The organism is Polynucleobacter sp. AP-Capit-er-40B-B4, assembly GCF_018882245.1.
In the GTDB taxonomy this organism is placed as follows: Bacteria; Pseudomonadota; Gammaproteobacteria; order Burkholderiales; family Burkholderiaceae; genus Polynucleobacter.
In genome coordinates, this window is sequence record NZ_JACVOV010000002.1 from 21,872 (window position 1) to 38,123 (window position 16,252).

Below are 16,252 nucleotides of genomic sequence, written 5' to 3' on the forward strand. Positions count from 1 at the left end.
TGCCAACTACATAGCTAGGCTATGCCCTAAATTTAATTAGGCGTTTACTGGTGGAGCTGCTGAGGGAGGCGTTACCCAAACTGCAAGTGGCTTGGGTGATTGATAGAAAAGTTGTGGCAACAATGCTAAAGTTTGCGGCGCCTGGAATGTAAGGTTGGTATTAAAGGCTGGTGTGATGCTATTTTGCGCTACGCAATATGGGCATGGCTGAGCTTGTTCTGCTACCTCTTGCTCATCGCCTTGCACTTGAATCTGAAGCTTATTGCCATCAGCAGAGCAAATCTCCATCGCAAAACCTTGACCATGTTTCGCAAGCGAGACTGCTTGAGAAACAGCTGGCGCAAGCGCACTCATTGCGATTGCAAAAGCAGCAATCCAGTGAATGAGGCGATTTTTGTAGAGATTCATGATGTAGGAATTTTATCGGAATTTTGTATTTCTTTCGTCTTTCCCATGAAAAAAGGGGCTGACGCCCCTTTTTCCTTTGAAATCGCTATTTCTAGCGAGTTACTTATGCTGCTGCAGACTTTTTCTTGCCTACAAACTTGCCAATCAATGGCCAGAAGAGGAGCAATAAAGCCAAAGATGTAATGCCGCCTACCAATGGGTTAGAGAAGAAAATATCTAAGCTACCCTGTGAGAACAACATGGATTGACGGAATGAATCTTCTGCACGGTCACCCAATACCAAGGCCAAGACCATTGGAGCCATTGGGTAGTCCAGCTTCTTAAAGACATAACCGAGAATACCGAAGCCCATCATCAACCAAACGTCAAACATGGCGTTGTGAACGGTATATGCACCAACCGCACAAATCACAATAATGACTGGAGCAATGATTGAGAACGGAATTCTCAAGATGGAGGCAAACAGTGGCACGCAAGTTAATACAACGAACAAGCCAGCCAAGTTACCCAAGTACATACTAGCGATCAAGCCCCAAACAAAGTCTGGCTTCTCTACGAAAAGCAAAGGACCAGGTTGTAAGCCCCAGATCAACAAGCCACCGAGCAATACCGCTGCTGTTGGTGAACCAGGAATACCGAGTGACAACATTGGGAGAAGTGCTGCAGTACCAGCTGCGTGAGCTGCAGTTTCTGGAGCAACGATACCTTCCATCTTGCCGGTACCAAACTTGTCGCCATCTTTGGATACGCGCTTAGCAACGCCGTAAGCCATGAAAGAAGCAGGTGTTGCACCGCCTGGGGTAATACCCATCCAGCAACCAATTAAGCAGCTGCGTAATGAAGTAGCCCAGTACTTAGGCAATTGCTTCCAAGTTTCCCAAACCACTTTGCCGCGAATCTTCGCTGCTGCACCTTGGAATGCCAAGCCTTCTTCCATAGACAGGAGAATCTCACCGATACCGAACAAGCCGATCACAGCGATCAAGAAGTCAAAGCCGCGCATCAATTCTGGGTTACCGAATGTCAAGCGCAACTGGCCAGTAACAGTATCCATACCAACGGTTGCCAAAGCGAAGCCCAACATCATTGCTGAAATGGTCTTAAATGGCGATCCCTTATTCATACCCACGAAACTACAGAAGGTCAGCAGGTAGACCGAGAAGAACTCCGGCGGACCGAATTGGAGTGCAAACTTCGCAACCAATGGTGCCAAGAAGGTAATCATCACGATCGCAAAGAAAGCACCTACGAATGAAGATGTGAAGGCTGCAGTCAATGCTTCGCCAGCTTTACCATTACGGGCCATTGGATAACCGTCAAAGGTTGTCGCAACAGACCACGGCTCGCCAGGAATATTAAAGAGCACCGATGTAATCGCTCCGCCGAACAACGCACCCCAGTAAATACAGGAGAGCATGATGATTGCGGAAGTTGGTGGCATTGTGAATGTCAACGGCAACAGAATCGCAATACCGTTTGCACCACCTAAGCCTGGCAACACACCGATGATCACACCGAGTGTTACACCAACCAACATTAACAGCAAGTTAAAGGGTGTCATTGCAACGGCAAAGCCGTTGAATAGAGCGCTAATTTCTTCCAACTTGAACTCCTTATTTAATCTTTTTTAATAGTTATTCTTTTTTATTGCACACCCAAGAATTCGAGCGGGTTAAACCATGCACCGTGTGGCAATGGAACTTGGAACCAGTACTCGAACATCAGGTAGAGGGCAGCGCTAACGCCTACAGACACAGCAACCGCCTTCCAAATTGGATACTTGCCTAACCACACCATAAAGATCGCGATGTAGAGGGCTGCAGAAACATAAATACCAATCAATTGCACGCCCAACACAAACACTGTTGCCGGCAAAAGTACAGCCATGACCTGCTTCAATGGCTCACGACCAACAAATGACTCGGTTTCTTTTTTCTTATTAACGATAGCAGCCTGGTAAAGAGTGACTGTGCTTGAAAGCAAAATAATCAAGCTAATGTAGAAAGGGAAATATCCCGCTTCTGGACCGTCAACACCCCAACTAGCGCCTAATTTCAAGCTACCAACCATCACGGTTATGCCAATTGCTAGGAAAACGAGCGCAGTAATGATGTCCATTGCTCTTACGCTGATAGCTGATTCTTGATTTGAATTATTTGTATGTTCAGACATTTTTATATTTTTAATAAAGTTGATTAACGCACTTGCTTAAAAAATAGGACCCCCTACTGGAGGTCCTATCTTATTTTCACAAAATTACTTAGCTAAGAATCCTGCCTCGCCCATCAGCTGCTTGTGCAAAGCTTCATTCAAAGTGAGCCAGTTTCTGAACTCTTTACCAGTCATGAATGTCTGATTGAATGCACCATCAGCCATGAACTTCTTCCACTCTGGAGTAGCGCGAACTTTCTTGAACAAATCGACATAGAAATCAACTTGCTCTTGAGTTACACCAGGAGCCATAAAGATGCCGCGCAACATGACATAGTCAGTTGGAACACCTGCTTCTTTACATGTTGGTACGTCGTACCATGATTGAGTATCAGTAACCTTCTCTTTGTATGGCATACGTGTGTCATCAAATACGCACAATGCACGTAATTTATTTGCACGCCATTGAGCAACCGCTTCAATTGGGTTGTTCACAGAAGAATCGATGTGATTACCAACCAACTGAACCGCTACGTCGCCACCCCCTTTGAATGGGATGTAAGTGAACTTAGCACCAGTTGCTTTTTCAATCGCTACAGTAATGATCTGGTCTTCAGACTTGGAACCAGTACCGCCCATTTTGAATTTGCCGCCTGCTGCTTTAGCGGCATCGATATATTCCTTGGCAGTCTTGTATGGCTTCTCAACGTTATCCCACAACACAAATTGGTCAAGCGCCAACATCGCTACTGGAGTAATGTCTTGCCAGCTAAATGGAATGCCAGTTGCTAAAGGGGTAGTAAACAAGTTGGAGAGCGTAATCACGATCTTATTTGGATCGCCCTTCGCTTCTTTCATTGCCAGGAAACCTTCTGCACCAGCACCTGCACCCTTATTCACAGGAATAACAGCTTGCTTCATCAAATTATTTTTAGTGATGATGCCTTGGATCATGCGTGCCATTTGGTCAGCACCGCCACCAGGGCCAGCAGGAATAATGAACTCAACTGGCTTGGTTGGCTCCCACGCTGCAAATGCAGGTGAAACGCCAGCAACACCAAGTGCCAAGGCAGTAGAAATCAAAGCACCTTTTAACTTCATCTTCATAAGTTATGTCTCCAAAATGGTTAACCAATTTAATTTGGCTTATTTGTTGTGTGAGTGATTTTTAAACAAGATGTGCCAGTAAAACTTGACTGCCATCAATAATTTCACAATCGAATCACACGGGCTTCTGAAATCTAGTAGAAACCCTGATAACTCAAGCCAAAGACCGTAGACAGTGTACTTACATCAGAGACAAAAAACTGCTTTTAATGCACGAAAAATGCACATTTTTGTAAGGTCTTTGCGGAAAATTAGAGTTAAGGGTTTTCCCTTAATTTGAAGGAAGATCAGCGTTGATTAACGGAAGCGATCTAGCAGTTTTTTACTGACTTTATCCAACTGTGTGGAGTCTTTAATTAAGAACTGCAAGCCATTGGAGTCGGCAATCAGCAAGGTATTGCCCGCAATACGTCGAATGTCTTCTTCGCCTTTGAGGCGTATACGTGTTGGACCGCGATCTGTTTCGATATCCCAAATACTTGGAGTGGCAAAAGTTGAGACCTTGGTAATTTTTTCAATGACGGGCATGAACTCACGCTCGGCCAACTCTTCTTCAATCAATCCAAGCTCTGCTTCAGAAATCGCAGCCATGTTTGGAAACCAGCAAAGCTCTTTGCCAGATTGATTCATGATGCCGATGCCTGCGCCAGGAGCGGTAATTGGAAAAGCTCTTACGGGATGAACGCCTACATGTCGCTCACCCTTCTTATCAATAAAGACTAGGCGGCCTAGGGCATCACGCTCGAGCTGATGAGTGGATTGATTGATTTGCGTCATACTCCACCCCCAATTTTTTTTTCAGCTTCTTCTAGCTTTTCTTCTTGCTGCTCCGCTTTCTCTTCTTCCAAGCTTTCGCCAATTGCACCACCCTCAACGAGCTCTGCTGCATGACGTAGCTGAGCTTGGTACAAGGTGTAATAAGCGCCCTGAGCTTCCATTAACTGCTCGTGAGAACCAATTTCAACAATCTCGCCTTTATCCAAGACGACTAAGCGATCCGCTTTTCTCAAAGTGGAGAGACGGTGAGCAATCGCAATCGTGGTGCGGCCTTTAACTAAGTTATCTAATGCGCGCTGAATTTCTTTTTCAGTGGTCGTATCTACAGATGATGTCGCTTCATCCAAAATCAAAATGCTTGGATTAATCAACAAGGCACGTGCAATTGAAATACGCTGACGTTCACCGCCCGATAAAGACTGTCCACGTTCACCCACTAAGGAGTCATAACCTAGAGGCAGGCGTAGAATAAATTCATGGGCATGCGCTGCGCGTGCCGCTTCAATAATTTCTTCACGAGTAGCGTCAGGCTTACCATAGGCGATGTTCTCAGCAATCGTGCCAAAGAATAAAAATGGCTCTTGCAGCACGAGACCAATGCGTTTGCGATAGTCGGCAATGGCAATGCTGCGAATATCGCGCCCATCTAAAGAAATGGAGCCCGAGCTCACATCGTAGAAGCGGCAAATCAAGTTCACCAAAGTACTTTTTCCTGAGCCACTATGCCCCACTAAGCCGATCATTTCACCAGGAGCAATATCTAAATCAATGCCTTTAGTGACAGCACGATTACCGTAGCGGAAACCCACGCCACGCATAGAGATGCGGCCTTTGACTTCACCCAATGGCGCCGGATTAATAGGTTCTGGAACGCTAGAGACGTGATCCAAGATATCAAAAATCCGTTTAGCGCCAGCTGCTGCTTTTTGCGTATGCGAAACAATGCGGCTCATCGAATCCAGGCGAATATAAAAACGTCCGATGTATGCCAAGAATGCAATCAAGACACCCACTGTGACTTTTTGATGCGCCACTTGCCAAATACCAAAGCCCCACACTACCAACAAGCCTGTTTCTGTCAGCAACGTCACCGTAGGAGAAAACAATCCCCAGACGCGATTCACGCGATCATTAATCTGTAGATTATGTTTATTGGAATCTACAAAGCGCTTGAGCTCACGATCTTCTTGTGCAAATGCTTTCACAACACGAATACCCGGAATCGTGTCAGCAAGAATATTGGTCACTTCAGACCAGATGCGATCAATCTTTTCAAAGCCAAAACGCAGGCGGTCACGCACTACGTGAATCATCCAGACAATGAATGGCAATGGCGCCAATGTAACCAAAGCTAGCAACGGATCGATAGATACCAAGATTGCTGCTGTCATGGTGATCATCAACACATCGGTTGCAAAATCGAGTGCGTACAAAGACAAGAAAACACAGATACGATCAGTCTCTGCACCGATACGCGCAATCAAGTCGCCTGTACGTTTGCCGCCAAAATATTCTAATGAGAGTTTGAGTAAATGCTCAAAGGTAGTGTTTCTTAAGTCAGCGCCAATACGCTCACTCACTAAAGCTAGTAAATACGTTTTCCACCAACCCAAACCCCATGCAACGATCGCAGCACCAAACAAAGCCAAGAGATACATGCTGGCCAAATGGAAATCGATCGGATTACCCTTCTCATATGGGATCAACACGTGATCCATTAACGGCATTGTGAGATACGGTGGAATTAATGTAGCGCCAGTAGATAACAGAGTTAATACAAAACCGAGCAGTAATTGCTTCTTGTATGGACGGGCAAAACGCCACAACTTGAATAATGTCCAGGTCGATGGCGGTGCGTCATCTTCGGGATCGCAAGTTGGGCAGCTCTCAGAGTTTGCTGGTTTAGGACTCAAGCAAGCTGGGCATACCTGCTTGTCGTACTCACTAACCTCGCCACTACTAATCTCTTCACCACGATTAAGCTGCTTAAAGCTAGATTGCAATCGAAGCACCTGTGGATTCACAGCTAAAGTGAAATTCCAAGACTTGAGTAACTTATCGGCAGTCTCCAACCTTAAATGCCCCACTCCTGCATGATCACCATGGACTAAATGGGCGCCTTGACCCAACTGCCAAGACTCAAATGCCTTGCCATCCGTCCAAAACAAGCCGTCTTCACTAAGCAAAAGCAGGCTTTTTTCAAAGTGTAAATCCGCATCCAGATCGAGCTCAACCCAAGCCAGCAGGGCATCGGGACTCTTTACTGGGGTGTTTTGATTCGCTAAAACAGCCTCCCAAGAGCTTGGTAGCGCGGGGGCAAAAGGTAAGATTTGTGGCTTCATTGACCTTAAAAGTATAGTGGAGCTGAATTATTTAGATTTATTGCTCCTGTCAACTTTAGGGGGTCAAAAGCCGTTAAATTGTCTGTATAGGCCTTTTTATGTATTTTTGCTACTTTTGTGAGTTTTTCAATAACTACTAGAAACAGAGAGACTGTCTGACGCGTCAACGCCAAATCCTTGGCTACGGCCATCGCAACACTGCATATGCCCCAATTACTAGATAAATCCATCGAGATTCTGAGCGTTAAGCATCTCCGTGGCCCCAATATGTGGACCTACCATCCCGTAATAGAGGTATGGGTCGATATTGGCGATTTAGAGGACTACCCCTCTAACCTCATTCCCGGCTTTTACGATCGTCTTGTCAAAGCCATGCCAAGCTTGGTTGAGCATCGTTGCAGCTATGGTGAAACTGGCGGTTTCTTAAAGCGCGTAGAGGAAGGTACTTGGCCCGCTCACATCATGGAGCACCTTACGCTTGAGCTACAAAATTTAGCCGGCATTCCTGGTGGGTTTGGTAAAGCGCGTGACGGTGATCGTCGTGGTGTTTATAAAGTGATGGTTAGTGCAATCAATGAAGAGGTCACCTTGACCGCCCTTAAATATGCACGCGACCTTTACTTAGCTTTAGCGCAAGACAATAGCGATTGCGTTGCTCTTGTACAAACCATCATTGAGAATTTACGTGACCTTGGCGATGATCTTTTACTAGGCCCTAGCACTGCTTGTATTGTGAATGCTGCCGAAGAGCGCGGCATTCCTTCGATTCGTTTATCCGAAGGCAACTTAGTGCAATTGGGTTATGGCGCTAAGCAACGTCGCATCTGGACAGCCGAGACCGATCAAACAAGTGCGATTGCTGAAACGATTTCGAGAGATAAAGATTTAACCAAGAGCTTGCTGCGTAGCGCCGGCGTACCAACACCTGAGGGCAGAACCGTAACCAGCCCAGATGATGCATGGGAAGCAGCACAAGATATTGGCCTGCCAGTGGTAGTGAAACCGATCGATGGCAACCATGGTCGCGGCGTATTTATTAATCTCTATACCCAACAAGAAATTGAAGCTGCCTATGCAGTTGCGATTGATGAAGGTAGCGAAGTCTTGGTTGAGCGTCACATTGTTGGTGATGAACATCGCTTGCTCGTAGTTGGCAATAAAGTTGTTGCTGCTGCAAAGGGTGAAACGGTTTGGGTTACTGGTGATGGTAAGCACACCGTTTATGAACTCATTCAAATTCAGATTAACTCTGATCCACGTCGTGGCACTGCTGAAGAGCATCCTTTGAATCCTGTTCGAATTGACTCTGCAGTAGAGCTTGAACTAGCGCGTCAACAATTAACTGGCGAAAGCATTCCTGCTATTGATCAAAAAGTATTGATTCAAAGTAACGGTAATGTTGCATTTGATGTCACTGATTTAATTCACCCAGATGTAGCCAGTCAAGTGGCTTTAGCAGCTCGTGTTGTTGGCCTAGAAATTGCTGGTGTTGATTTAGTAGCACAAGATATTGGCAAGCCATTAGCAGACCAAAATGCCGCTATTGTTGAAGTCAATGCTGGCCCTGGTTTACTGATGCACTTAAAACCCGCTAGCGGCAAACCCCAGCCCGTTGGTAAGGAGATTGCAAATCACCTCTTCCCTCCTGGCACTGATTTCCGGATCCCGGTAGTTGGTATTTGTGGCGAACGTGGCAAAACTCCTGTTGCAGAAATGATTGCGCACTTCCTGCGCCTAACCAACGTCTATGTTGGCATGTCTTGCAGCAAGGGCCTATTCTTTGGTAATCGCGCCATACCGAATTCCAATGCATCCAATTGGGAGAATGCCCGTCGCACCCTACTCAATCGCGCTGTAGAAGCGGTAGTCATTGAGAACAACCATTTATCGATGTTGATTGAAGGCTTAGCCTACGATCGTTGCCAGGTTGGTGTAGTACTTAATGTCGATCCCAAAGCCAACTTCCCGCAGTATGCAATCTACGATGAAGATCAAGTCTTTAGCATTGTTCGTACGCAAGTGGATGTTGTACTGCCGACAGGCGTAGCCGTTCTCAACGCTGATGATGCAATGTGCGTTCAAATGGCGGAACTGTGCGATGGCGAAGTGATTTTCTTTAGTGAGAATCCAGAATCTGAAATCGTCCAGACACACCTATTGAATGGTGGTCGTGCAGTGACGATTGGTAAACAACAAATTACTCTGAAGTCCGGCAAATTGGATCAGAAATCCATTCCTGTGCCACGCCACTCAGAGGCAAACAGCTCTACTCCTTGGAAGACTATGAATTTAGGTGCGGCTATTGCTGCAGCCTGGGCTTTAGACATTCCGTTTAATGTTATCGAAGCAGGTGCGGAAACTTTCGTACCTGACGCCACTACTGCTACAGGGGCTTAATTGGAAATTACCCGTATTCGCATGTTGCGCGGCCCAAATTTATGGAGCCGTCATACCGCTTTAGAGGCCATTGTTTCTTGTGACGCATCAGAGCGATCAATCGACTCCATTCCTCAGTTTGAAATCAAAATTCGTGAACGCTTTCCACAGCTTGGCAGCATGCGCCGCGGCGGCCACAATGAAGTACTTTCACTTGCGCATGCTTTAGAGCATGCAGCCTTAGGTCTTCAAGCACAAGCAGGCTGCCCGGTCACCTTTAGTCGTACTGTTCAAACCGTAGACACCGGCGTCTATCAAGTCGTTGTTGAATACACCGAAGAAGTCGTTGGCAGGATGGCTTTTGACTTTGGTTTTGCATTAATTCAAGCAACTCTCAACGATGCACCATTTGATCTGGCTGCAGCACTCTCCGAACTAGAAGCGCTATATGAGGATGTCCGTTTAGGACCTAGCACTGGATCTATCGTCGATGCAGCAGTACAACGCAATATCCCGTATCGCCGCATGACCGAGGGAAGCATGGTGCAATTTGGCTGGGGTAGCAAACAAAAACGTATTCAAGCTGCAGAAACCAGTGATACCAGTGCCATTGCTGAAGCGATTGCACAAGATAAAGAGCTCACTAAAAACTTACTCGCTGCTGCTGGCGTATCCGTTCCAATTGGTGAAGTGGTAACGACTGCTGACGATGCTTGGCGCGCCGCGCAAAAAATTGGTGGCCCTATTGTGCTTAAGCCAAAAGATGGCAATCAAGGTAAAGGTGTTGTTGCGAACATTCAAACAGAAGAAGAGGTACGCGCTGGGTTTATCGTGACTCAAGCCTTTGGTCGTGAAACCATTGTTGAGCGCTATCTGCCAGGTGCTGACTACCGCTTACTTGTAGTGGGTAATCGTCTTTCTGCGGCTGCGCGTCGCGAGCCGGCCCAGGTGGTCGGTGATGGCACTCATACCGTTGCCGAATTAGTGGAAATTGAAAACAAAAATCCATTGCGCGGCGATGGTCATGCCACCGCTCTGACAAAAATTCGTTTTGATGATATTGCACTGGCACATTTAGCAAGTTCTGGCCTTACTCCACAACACATTCCTAAAACTGGTGAACGCGTTCTACTGCGCAATAACGCCAACTTGAGTACCGGCGGCACTGCAACCGACGTTACCGATGATGTTCATCCAGATGTAGCAGCAAGTGCTGTAGCTGCCGCCCAAATGATTGGGCTTGATATTGCTGGTGTAGATATTCTTTGTGAATCCATCTATAAGCCACTTGAACAACAAGGCGGCGGCATTGTTGAAGTCAATGCAGCGCCTGGTTTGCGCATGCATCTGAAACCCTCCTATGGCAAGGGTCGTCCTGTTGGTGAGGACATCGTCAATATGATGTTCCCTCCAGGCGATGATGGACGCATCCCTGTCGTAGCGGTTACTGGTACCAATGGCAAAACCACAACTGTTCGCCTGATCTCCCACTTGATTACTGAGACAGGTTTGCGTGTTGGCATGACTGGCACAGATGGCGTTTACATCAACCATCGCTTAATCGATACTGGCGATTGCAGCGGCCCTAAGAGCGCGCGCAATGTATTGATGCACCCTGACGTAGATGCAGCAGTATTAGAGACCGCTCGAGGCGGCATGCTCCGCGAGGGCCTTGGCTTTGATCGTTGTGAAGTAGCGGTTGTGACCAATATTGGCGAAGGTGATCACCTAGGCCTCAATTACATTACCAGTGTTGAGGACTTGGCCATTCTTAAGCGTGTGATCGTGCAAAACGTTGCAACTACTGGAGCAGCAGTGCTCAATGCAGCTGACCCAATGGTTGCGAAAATGGGTGATAAATGTTCTGGTCGAGTCATTTTCTTTGCTCAAAACCAGCACCATCCAGTAATTGCGGCACATCGCGCTAAAAACAAAAAGGTTATTTACTTTGACGGCACCTATATCGTTGCCTCCAAAGGTGCACGTGTGATGTTCCGCTTTCCCGTCAGTGAAATTCCATTGACTCAAAATGGTGTTCTTGGATTCCAGGTGGAAAATGCGATGGCCGCAATCGGCGCAGCCTGGGCTTTAGGCTTGGATGCAGAAAAGATTGCGCGTGGCTTACACAGCTTTGAGAGCAATGCAAACTCAGTACCGGGTCGCTTCAATCAATTCCAGCACAATGGCGCAACTGTCATTGCCGACTATGGTCATAACCCAGATGCGATGCGCGCCTTGACCAGCGCCATCGAAGCAATGAAGCCGAACAAGAGTCATGTGGTGATTAGTGGTGCAGGCGATCGTCGCGATGAAGATATTCGCGATCTCACCCGTATCTTAGGTAATGCTTTTGACAACGTCATCCTCTATCAAGATGCCTGCCAGCGTGGACGCGAAGATGGCGAAGTATTAAAGCTACTTCAAGAAGGTCTTGTTGAAGCTACCAAGGCAAAACAAATTAAAGAGATTCATGGCGAATTTAAAGCCATTGATACCGCTCTTGATGATCTCTCTGCTGGCGATATCTGCCTCATCCTCATTGATCAAGTAGAAGAATCACTTGCCTACCTCAAAGAAAAGGTAAAACCTTAAGGGCAAAATAGATGGTCCTCTGAAATAACTGCAGAACAATAAAAAACCCAATCAGCTGATTGGGTTTTTTATTTGGATAGGTTGATCAACTTATGAGTGGTAGTGCTGAATACGATCAATCTCTTCTTTCGAACCCAACATCACAGAAACACGCTCATGCAAATCGGTTGGCTGTAAATCCATAATGAGATCTGTGCCATTGGTAGATGCACCACCTGCCTGCTCAACCAAAAAACTCATGGGGTTAGCTTCGTACATCAAGCGTAACTTACCAGGCTTATGTGGCTCACGCTGATCCCATGGGTACATAAACACACCACCTCGGGAGAGAACGCGATGAACATCTGCCACCATAGAGGCGATCCAACGCATATTGAAATCCTTATCACGCGCACCGCTCACGCCAGCAAGACACTCCTCAACATAACGACGTACTGGGTCAGCCCAGTGACGCATATTGGACATGTTGATTGCAAACTCTTTAGTTGAGTGGGAAATGGTTACCGAATCCTTGATCAATAAAAACTCGCCCGTGACTTTATTGAGCGTAAACATCACTACTCCATCACCTAAGGTTAATGCCATCGTGGTTTGTGGACCGTACACGACATAACCAGCAGCAACTTGATGGCGACCTGATAACAAGAAATCAGAAGTCTGTAAAGGAGTGTTAGGGTCTTGCTTCTTTAGAACAGAAAAAATCGTTCCAATAGAAACGTTCACATCAATATTGGATGAGCCATCGAGTGGATCAAACAAGAGCAAGTAATCTCCCGTTCCTTGAACGGGAACTGGCAACTCCATCTCTTCGGAAGCCAAACCAGCTAGAGACTTGCAACCCTTGACACCTTCAATCAGCAAATCGTTTGCAATGATGTCGAGCTTTTGCTGAACTTCACCTTGTACGTTGCCAGTGCCTGCTGAGCCGAGCAATCCAATCAACGCGCCCTGAGCCACTTCATGACTTAGTGTTGAGCAGGTATTGACTACAGCGGTCAGTAAATCTTGCAATCCAGCGGGAATGGCCGCACCCGCAGGTTTTGCAGATGTTAAATATTGCTTGAAATTAATATGGGTACTTGAGGACAAAGGTATCTCTCCAAAGCTCTATTGAAATTAGGATCTATTTTGCCCTGTTCTCAATGCCAATCTGAAAAACTGACTATTTCTTCAATAAACCACTCTCTTTACAACCAACCCCACTAACTTTGATGTTATTTTTGATGTTATAATGCATCATTATTGATGAGGAGTAACCATGAGAACTACTGTCACCATTGATGACGACCTTTACCAGAGGGGATTGGATCTTGCTGATCCCGAAATGGATAAAGCAGACCTCTTCAGGGAGGCAATTAATGTCTTCATAAGAGTTCAAGTAGCCAAGAGATTAGCAGCGCTGGGTGGAAAAGCCCCGCAGATGAAGAGTATTCCTCGTCGCAAAATGAAGGATGGTCAGTGATCATGACCATGGTTTTAGTTGATACATCTGTTTGGGTGGCCCACTTTAGAAAATCAAATGAATCGTTTGAATCCCTTTTGATAAACGACCAAATTCTTTGCCATCCCCTAGTTTTAATTGAATTAGCATGTGGTTCACCACCTGCCCCACGCTCTAATACCTTAAGTTATATTAAAAAATTGCAGCAAGCAACTGTGGCTACCCCTACTGAAATATTAGACTTTATTGAAAAGCATCAGCTTCAAGAATCTGGATGTGGCGCAATCGACGTTTCGCTTCTTGCATCAACCCTGCTCTCAAAAAACGCTCGGCTCTGGACTTTCGATAAGAGCCTAGAAAAGCTTGCGGTTCGCTTGGGTGTTTCGTACAGCAATAAGCTCCATTAGTCCTTAGTTACCCAGCGCCTTTCCTATCACCTCTCTCACATCCGGAGAGAGTGTCTGGCATGCCGAAACCCGCTCCAGAGCGGCTTTCATGCGATCTTGATAGGGTTGAGCAAATAAGCGCCAGCGATCCAGGGCTCTAGCAAGACGAGCGGCAACCTGAGGATTAATGGGATCAAGCGCCAAGACGCTATCGGCCCAGAACTCATAGCCACTGCCATCAGCCTGGTGAAAGCTTGCCGGGTTATTTGCGCAGAAGGCATGAATAACGCTGCGTACTCGGTTGGGATTATTCAACTTAAACGCAGGATGCTCGCGCAACTTCTTCACCTCTTCCAACGTAGAGTCAAGACCATCAACAGGCGGGCGACTTGATTGCAATCCAAACCACTTATCAATCACTAAAGCGTCATTGGCAAATCGGTTGTAGAAATCAATTAAACATTCTTTGGCTGGTTTTGCACCATGCACCACCAACGCAGCTAAAGCAGCGTAACGATCGGTCATATTGTCAGCAATTTGATACTGATTAGCAGCCATTGGCGCCCACACTCCCGGCGCCGCTTCAAGCAACATGCTTAATGCCAAGTTCTTAAGTGCGCGCTTTCCAGAATCCACTCCGTCTGACTTGAACGGTCCAGGTGTTTGCATCTGCTGATACAAAGCAGCCCACTCCAGTTGGAGTTGCTTAGCAATTTCTCTGCGGAAGGCGCGGCGTGCAGTAAATATCTTCTGCGGATCCACGCTCGTACATTGCTCATACAAATAAGACTCAGCAGGTAGCGTCAGGGCTAAATCTTTAAAGGCTGGATCCAAGCTAGGATCAAGCAGGATATTGCGATAGGCCTCAATGAGTTGGGCATCAGGCAAACGATTATTCAGAATCATTTGCATTGCTAACTTTTGGCCAGCCTCCCAGCGATTGAATGCATCGTCATCACTGGAGAATTGCGTTAAGAGATCTGCTTCAGACTGCTCAAAATCCAAGTTAATCGGTGCCGAGAAATTGCGATTAATCGATAGCACTGGACGCTCTTCAATACTGTCAAAGGTCCATGTCTGACTCTCTTGGGTCAGCTCTAGCAATTGCTCTTTTTGATCGTTCGCCTTGGTAATTAAGCGCATCTTCAATGGAATATGAAAAGGCTTCTTCTCGGGTTGACCTGGACTAGGCGCACAACTTTGCGTCAGCGTGAGTTGGTACTGTTTTTTGGCGGCGTCGTAATGCTCTTGCACTTTCACCCGTGGAGTGCCTGCTTGGCTATACCAATTCTTAAACTGAGTCAGGTCTTTGCCATTAGCATCAGCCATCGCCATCAAGAAATCATCGCAGGTCACTGCTTGCCCGTCATGGCGCTTGAAATACAAATCCATCCCTTTGCGGAAACCATCCCTTCCAAGCAGGGTTTGGTACATCCGAACTACCTCAGAGCCCTTCTCATACACGGTCACGGTATAGAAGTTATTAATCTCTTGGTACTCATCAGGACGAATTGGATGCGCCATCGGACCTGCATCTTCTGGGAATTGGAGCTGACGCAACAAGCGGACGTCTTCAATTCTCTTTACCGCCCTACCTGATTCACTGCCCATTTGGTCAGCAGAAAACTCTTGATCTCTAAATACCGTCAAGCCTTCTTTCAGAGATAACTGAAACCAATCCTGACAAGTCACGCGATTACCGGTCCAGTTATGGAAGTATTCATGCGCTACAACGCTTTCAATATTGGCAAAGTCAGCGTCAGTAGCAGTTTCTGGTTGCGCAAGGACAAACTTGGTGTTGAAAATATTCAAGCCCTTGTTTTCCATCGCGCCCATATTAAAGTCACTAACAGCCACAATCATGAAGCGCTCTAAATCCAATTCCAGACCAAAGCGTTTTTCATCCCAATGGATTGAAGCAATCAAAGAGTCCATGGCATGACGGGTCTTCTTCAGATCATGCGGCTCAACCCAAATCTGCAAGAGCTTCTTAGCGCCACTACTGGTAGTAATGGTCTCTTCAATACACTCCAACTTACCTGCCACCAAGGCAAACAAGTAAGAAGGCTTAGGAAATGGGTCTTCCCAGGTCGCACTGTGCCAACCATTTGGAAGTTTTTCCGTATTAATCAAGTTGCCGTTAGACAACAAGACTGGGCACTCTGCTTCACGAGCGCGCAGTATTACTTTAAATCGCGCCATGACGTCTGGGCGATCCAAGAAATAAGTAATCTTTCTAAAACCCTCTGCCTCACACTGCGTAAAGAAGTTGCCATTAGAAACGTACAAACCCATTAGGCTTGTGTTTTTCTCTGGCACACAAACACAAATAATTTCAACAATGAATTTATCTTTACCTTCATTTGGCAAAGAATGAATCGTGAGCGTTTCAGGGGTTAATTCAAAATGGCGGTGAGCTTCGCCGTTAATCCTCAAGCTGACGAACTCAAGTTCATGTCCGACCAATACCAAGGGAGCCCCTGGTTCAAAGCTTTTCCCTGGTAGAACTTCAATGCGACTTTTCACAATCGTTCTGGCTGGGTCTAGGGCAATATCAAGCTCGACCTGATCGAAAGTGTAGATAGGAGGATGGTATTCGAGCCGACGAAAGCTCTGCGGGAGATCAGTTTTCATAAGCCTATTTTAAGTCTAGGCTGGCAGACGGGTATGCT

The 16,252-nt window shown here is 46.5% G+C and carries 11 protein-coding genes and 1 pseudogene; 4 read left to right on the forward strand and 8 right to left on the reverse strand.

Annotated features, from left to right (window positions below):
- Window positions 1-36: 36 nt before the first annotated feature.
- The 6 genes from ICN19_RS05095 to ICN19_RS05120 form a co-directional block, all read right to left on the reverse strand.
- Window positions 37-408 (reverse strand): DUF2946 domain-containing protein, encoded by a 372-nt coding sequence (locus ICN19_RS05095; RefSeq protein ID WP_216246069.1) that lies wholly within the window; start codon window positions 406-408, stop codon window positions 37-39.
- A gap of 103 nt (window positions 409-511) precedes the next feature.
- Window positions 512-2,011, reverse strand: a complete 1,500-nt coding sequence (locus tag ICN19_RS05100; RefSeq protein WP_216211504.1) for a tripartite tricarboxylate transporter permease — start codon at window positions 2,009-2,011, stop codon at window positions 512-514.
- Between the two features lie 41 nt (window positions 2,012-2,052).
- The gene (locus tag ICN19_RS05105) at window positions 2,053-2,580 is read right to left on the reverse strand and encodes a tripartite tricarboxylate transporter TctB family protein (RefSeq protein WP_216246070.1); all 528 of its coding nucleotides are present in this window, start codon (window positions 2,578-2,580) and stop codon (window positions 2,053-2,055) included.
- A gap of 84 nt (window positions 2,581-2,664) precedes the next feature.
- Window positions 2,665-3,666: a Bug family tripartite tricarboxylate transporter substrate binding protein gene (locus ICN19_RS05110; protein WP_370625146.1), complete on the reverse strand. Its 1,002-nt coding sequence runs from the start codon at window positions 3,664-3,666 to the stop codon at window positions 2,665-2,667.
- 297 nt (window positions 3,667-3,963) lie between these two features.
- A complete protein-coding gene (locus ICN19_RS05115) occupies window positions 3,964-4,443 on the reverse strand; it encodes a DUF1854 domain-containing protein (RefSeq protein WP_216211509.1) in 480 nt (159 codons plus the stop codon).
- Window positions 4,440-6,785: an ABC transporter ATP-binding protein gene (locus tag ICN19_RS05120; protein WP_216246071.1), complete on the reverse strand. Its 2,346-nt coding sequence runs from the start codon at window positions 6,783-6,785 to the stop codon at window positions 4,440-4,442. Before ICN19_RS05120 ends, ICN19_RS05115 begins: the two co-directional genes overlap by 4 nt.
- Window positions 6,786-6,989: 204 nt before the next feature.
- Here ICN19_RS05120 and cphA (ICN19_RS05125) point away from each other — a divergent pair.
- Window positions 6,990-9,170: pseudogene (gene cphA / locus ICN19_RS05125) on the forward strand (cyanophycin synthetase); the annotation flags it as partial.
- A gap of 12 nt (window positions 9,171-9,182) precedes the next feature.
- Window positions 9,183-11,753, forward strand: coding sequence for a cyanophycin synthetase (gene cphA / locus ICN19_RS05130; protein WP_216246073.1), 2,571 nt, complete (start codon window positions 9,183-9,185; stop codon window positions 11,751-11,753).
- Between the two features lie 90 nt (window positions 11,754-11,843).
- Here the strand turns inward: cphA (ICN19_RS05130) and ICN19_RS05135 are convergent, their stop codons facing one another.
- Window positions 11,844-12,842 carry a class 1 fructose-bisphosphatase gene (locus ICN19_RS05135; protein ID WP_216860645.1) on the reverse strand — a complete coding sequence of 333 codons (999 nt, stop codon included), beginning with the start codon at window positions 12,840-12,842 and terminating at the stop codon, window positions 11,844-11,846.
- Between the two features lie 169 nt (window positions 12,843-13,011).
- Between ICN19_RS05135 and ICN19_RS05140 the strand changes: the two genes are divergently transcribed.
- The gene (locus ICN19_RS05140; protein ID WP_216246074.1) at window positions 13,012-13,215 is read left to right on the forward strand and encodes a type II toxin-antitoxin system VapB family antitoxin; all 204 of its coding nucleotides are present in this window, start codon (window positions 13,012-13,014) and stop codon (window positions 13,213-13,215) included.
- Window positions 13,216-13,217: 2 nt separating this feature from the next.
- Window positions 13,218-13,601, forward strand: a complete 384-nt coding sequence (locus ICN19_RS05145) for a type II toxin-antitoxin system VapC family toxin (protein WP_216246075.1) — start codon at window positions 13,218-13,220, stop codon at window positions 13,599-13,601.
- 3 nt (window positions 13,602-13,604) lie between these two features.
- On the opposite strand, the gene pepN is transcribed toward ICN19_RS05145, so the two are convergent.
- Window positions 13,605-16,214 (reverse strand): aminopeptidase N, encoded by a 2,610-nt coding sequence (gene pepN, locus ICN19_RS05150; RefSeq protein ID WP_216246076.1) that lies wholly within the window; start codon window positions 16,212-16,214, stop codon window positions 13,605-13,607.
- Between the last annotated feature and the right edge of the window lie 38 nt (window positions 16,215-16,252).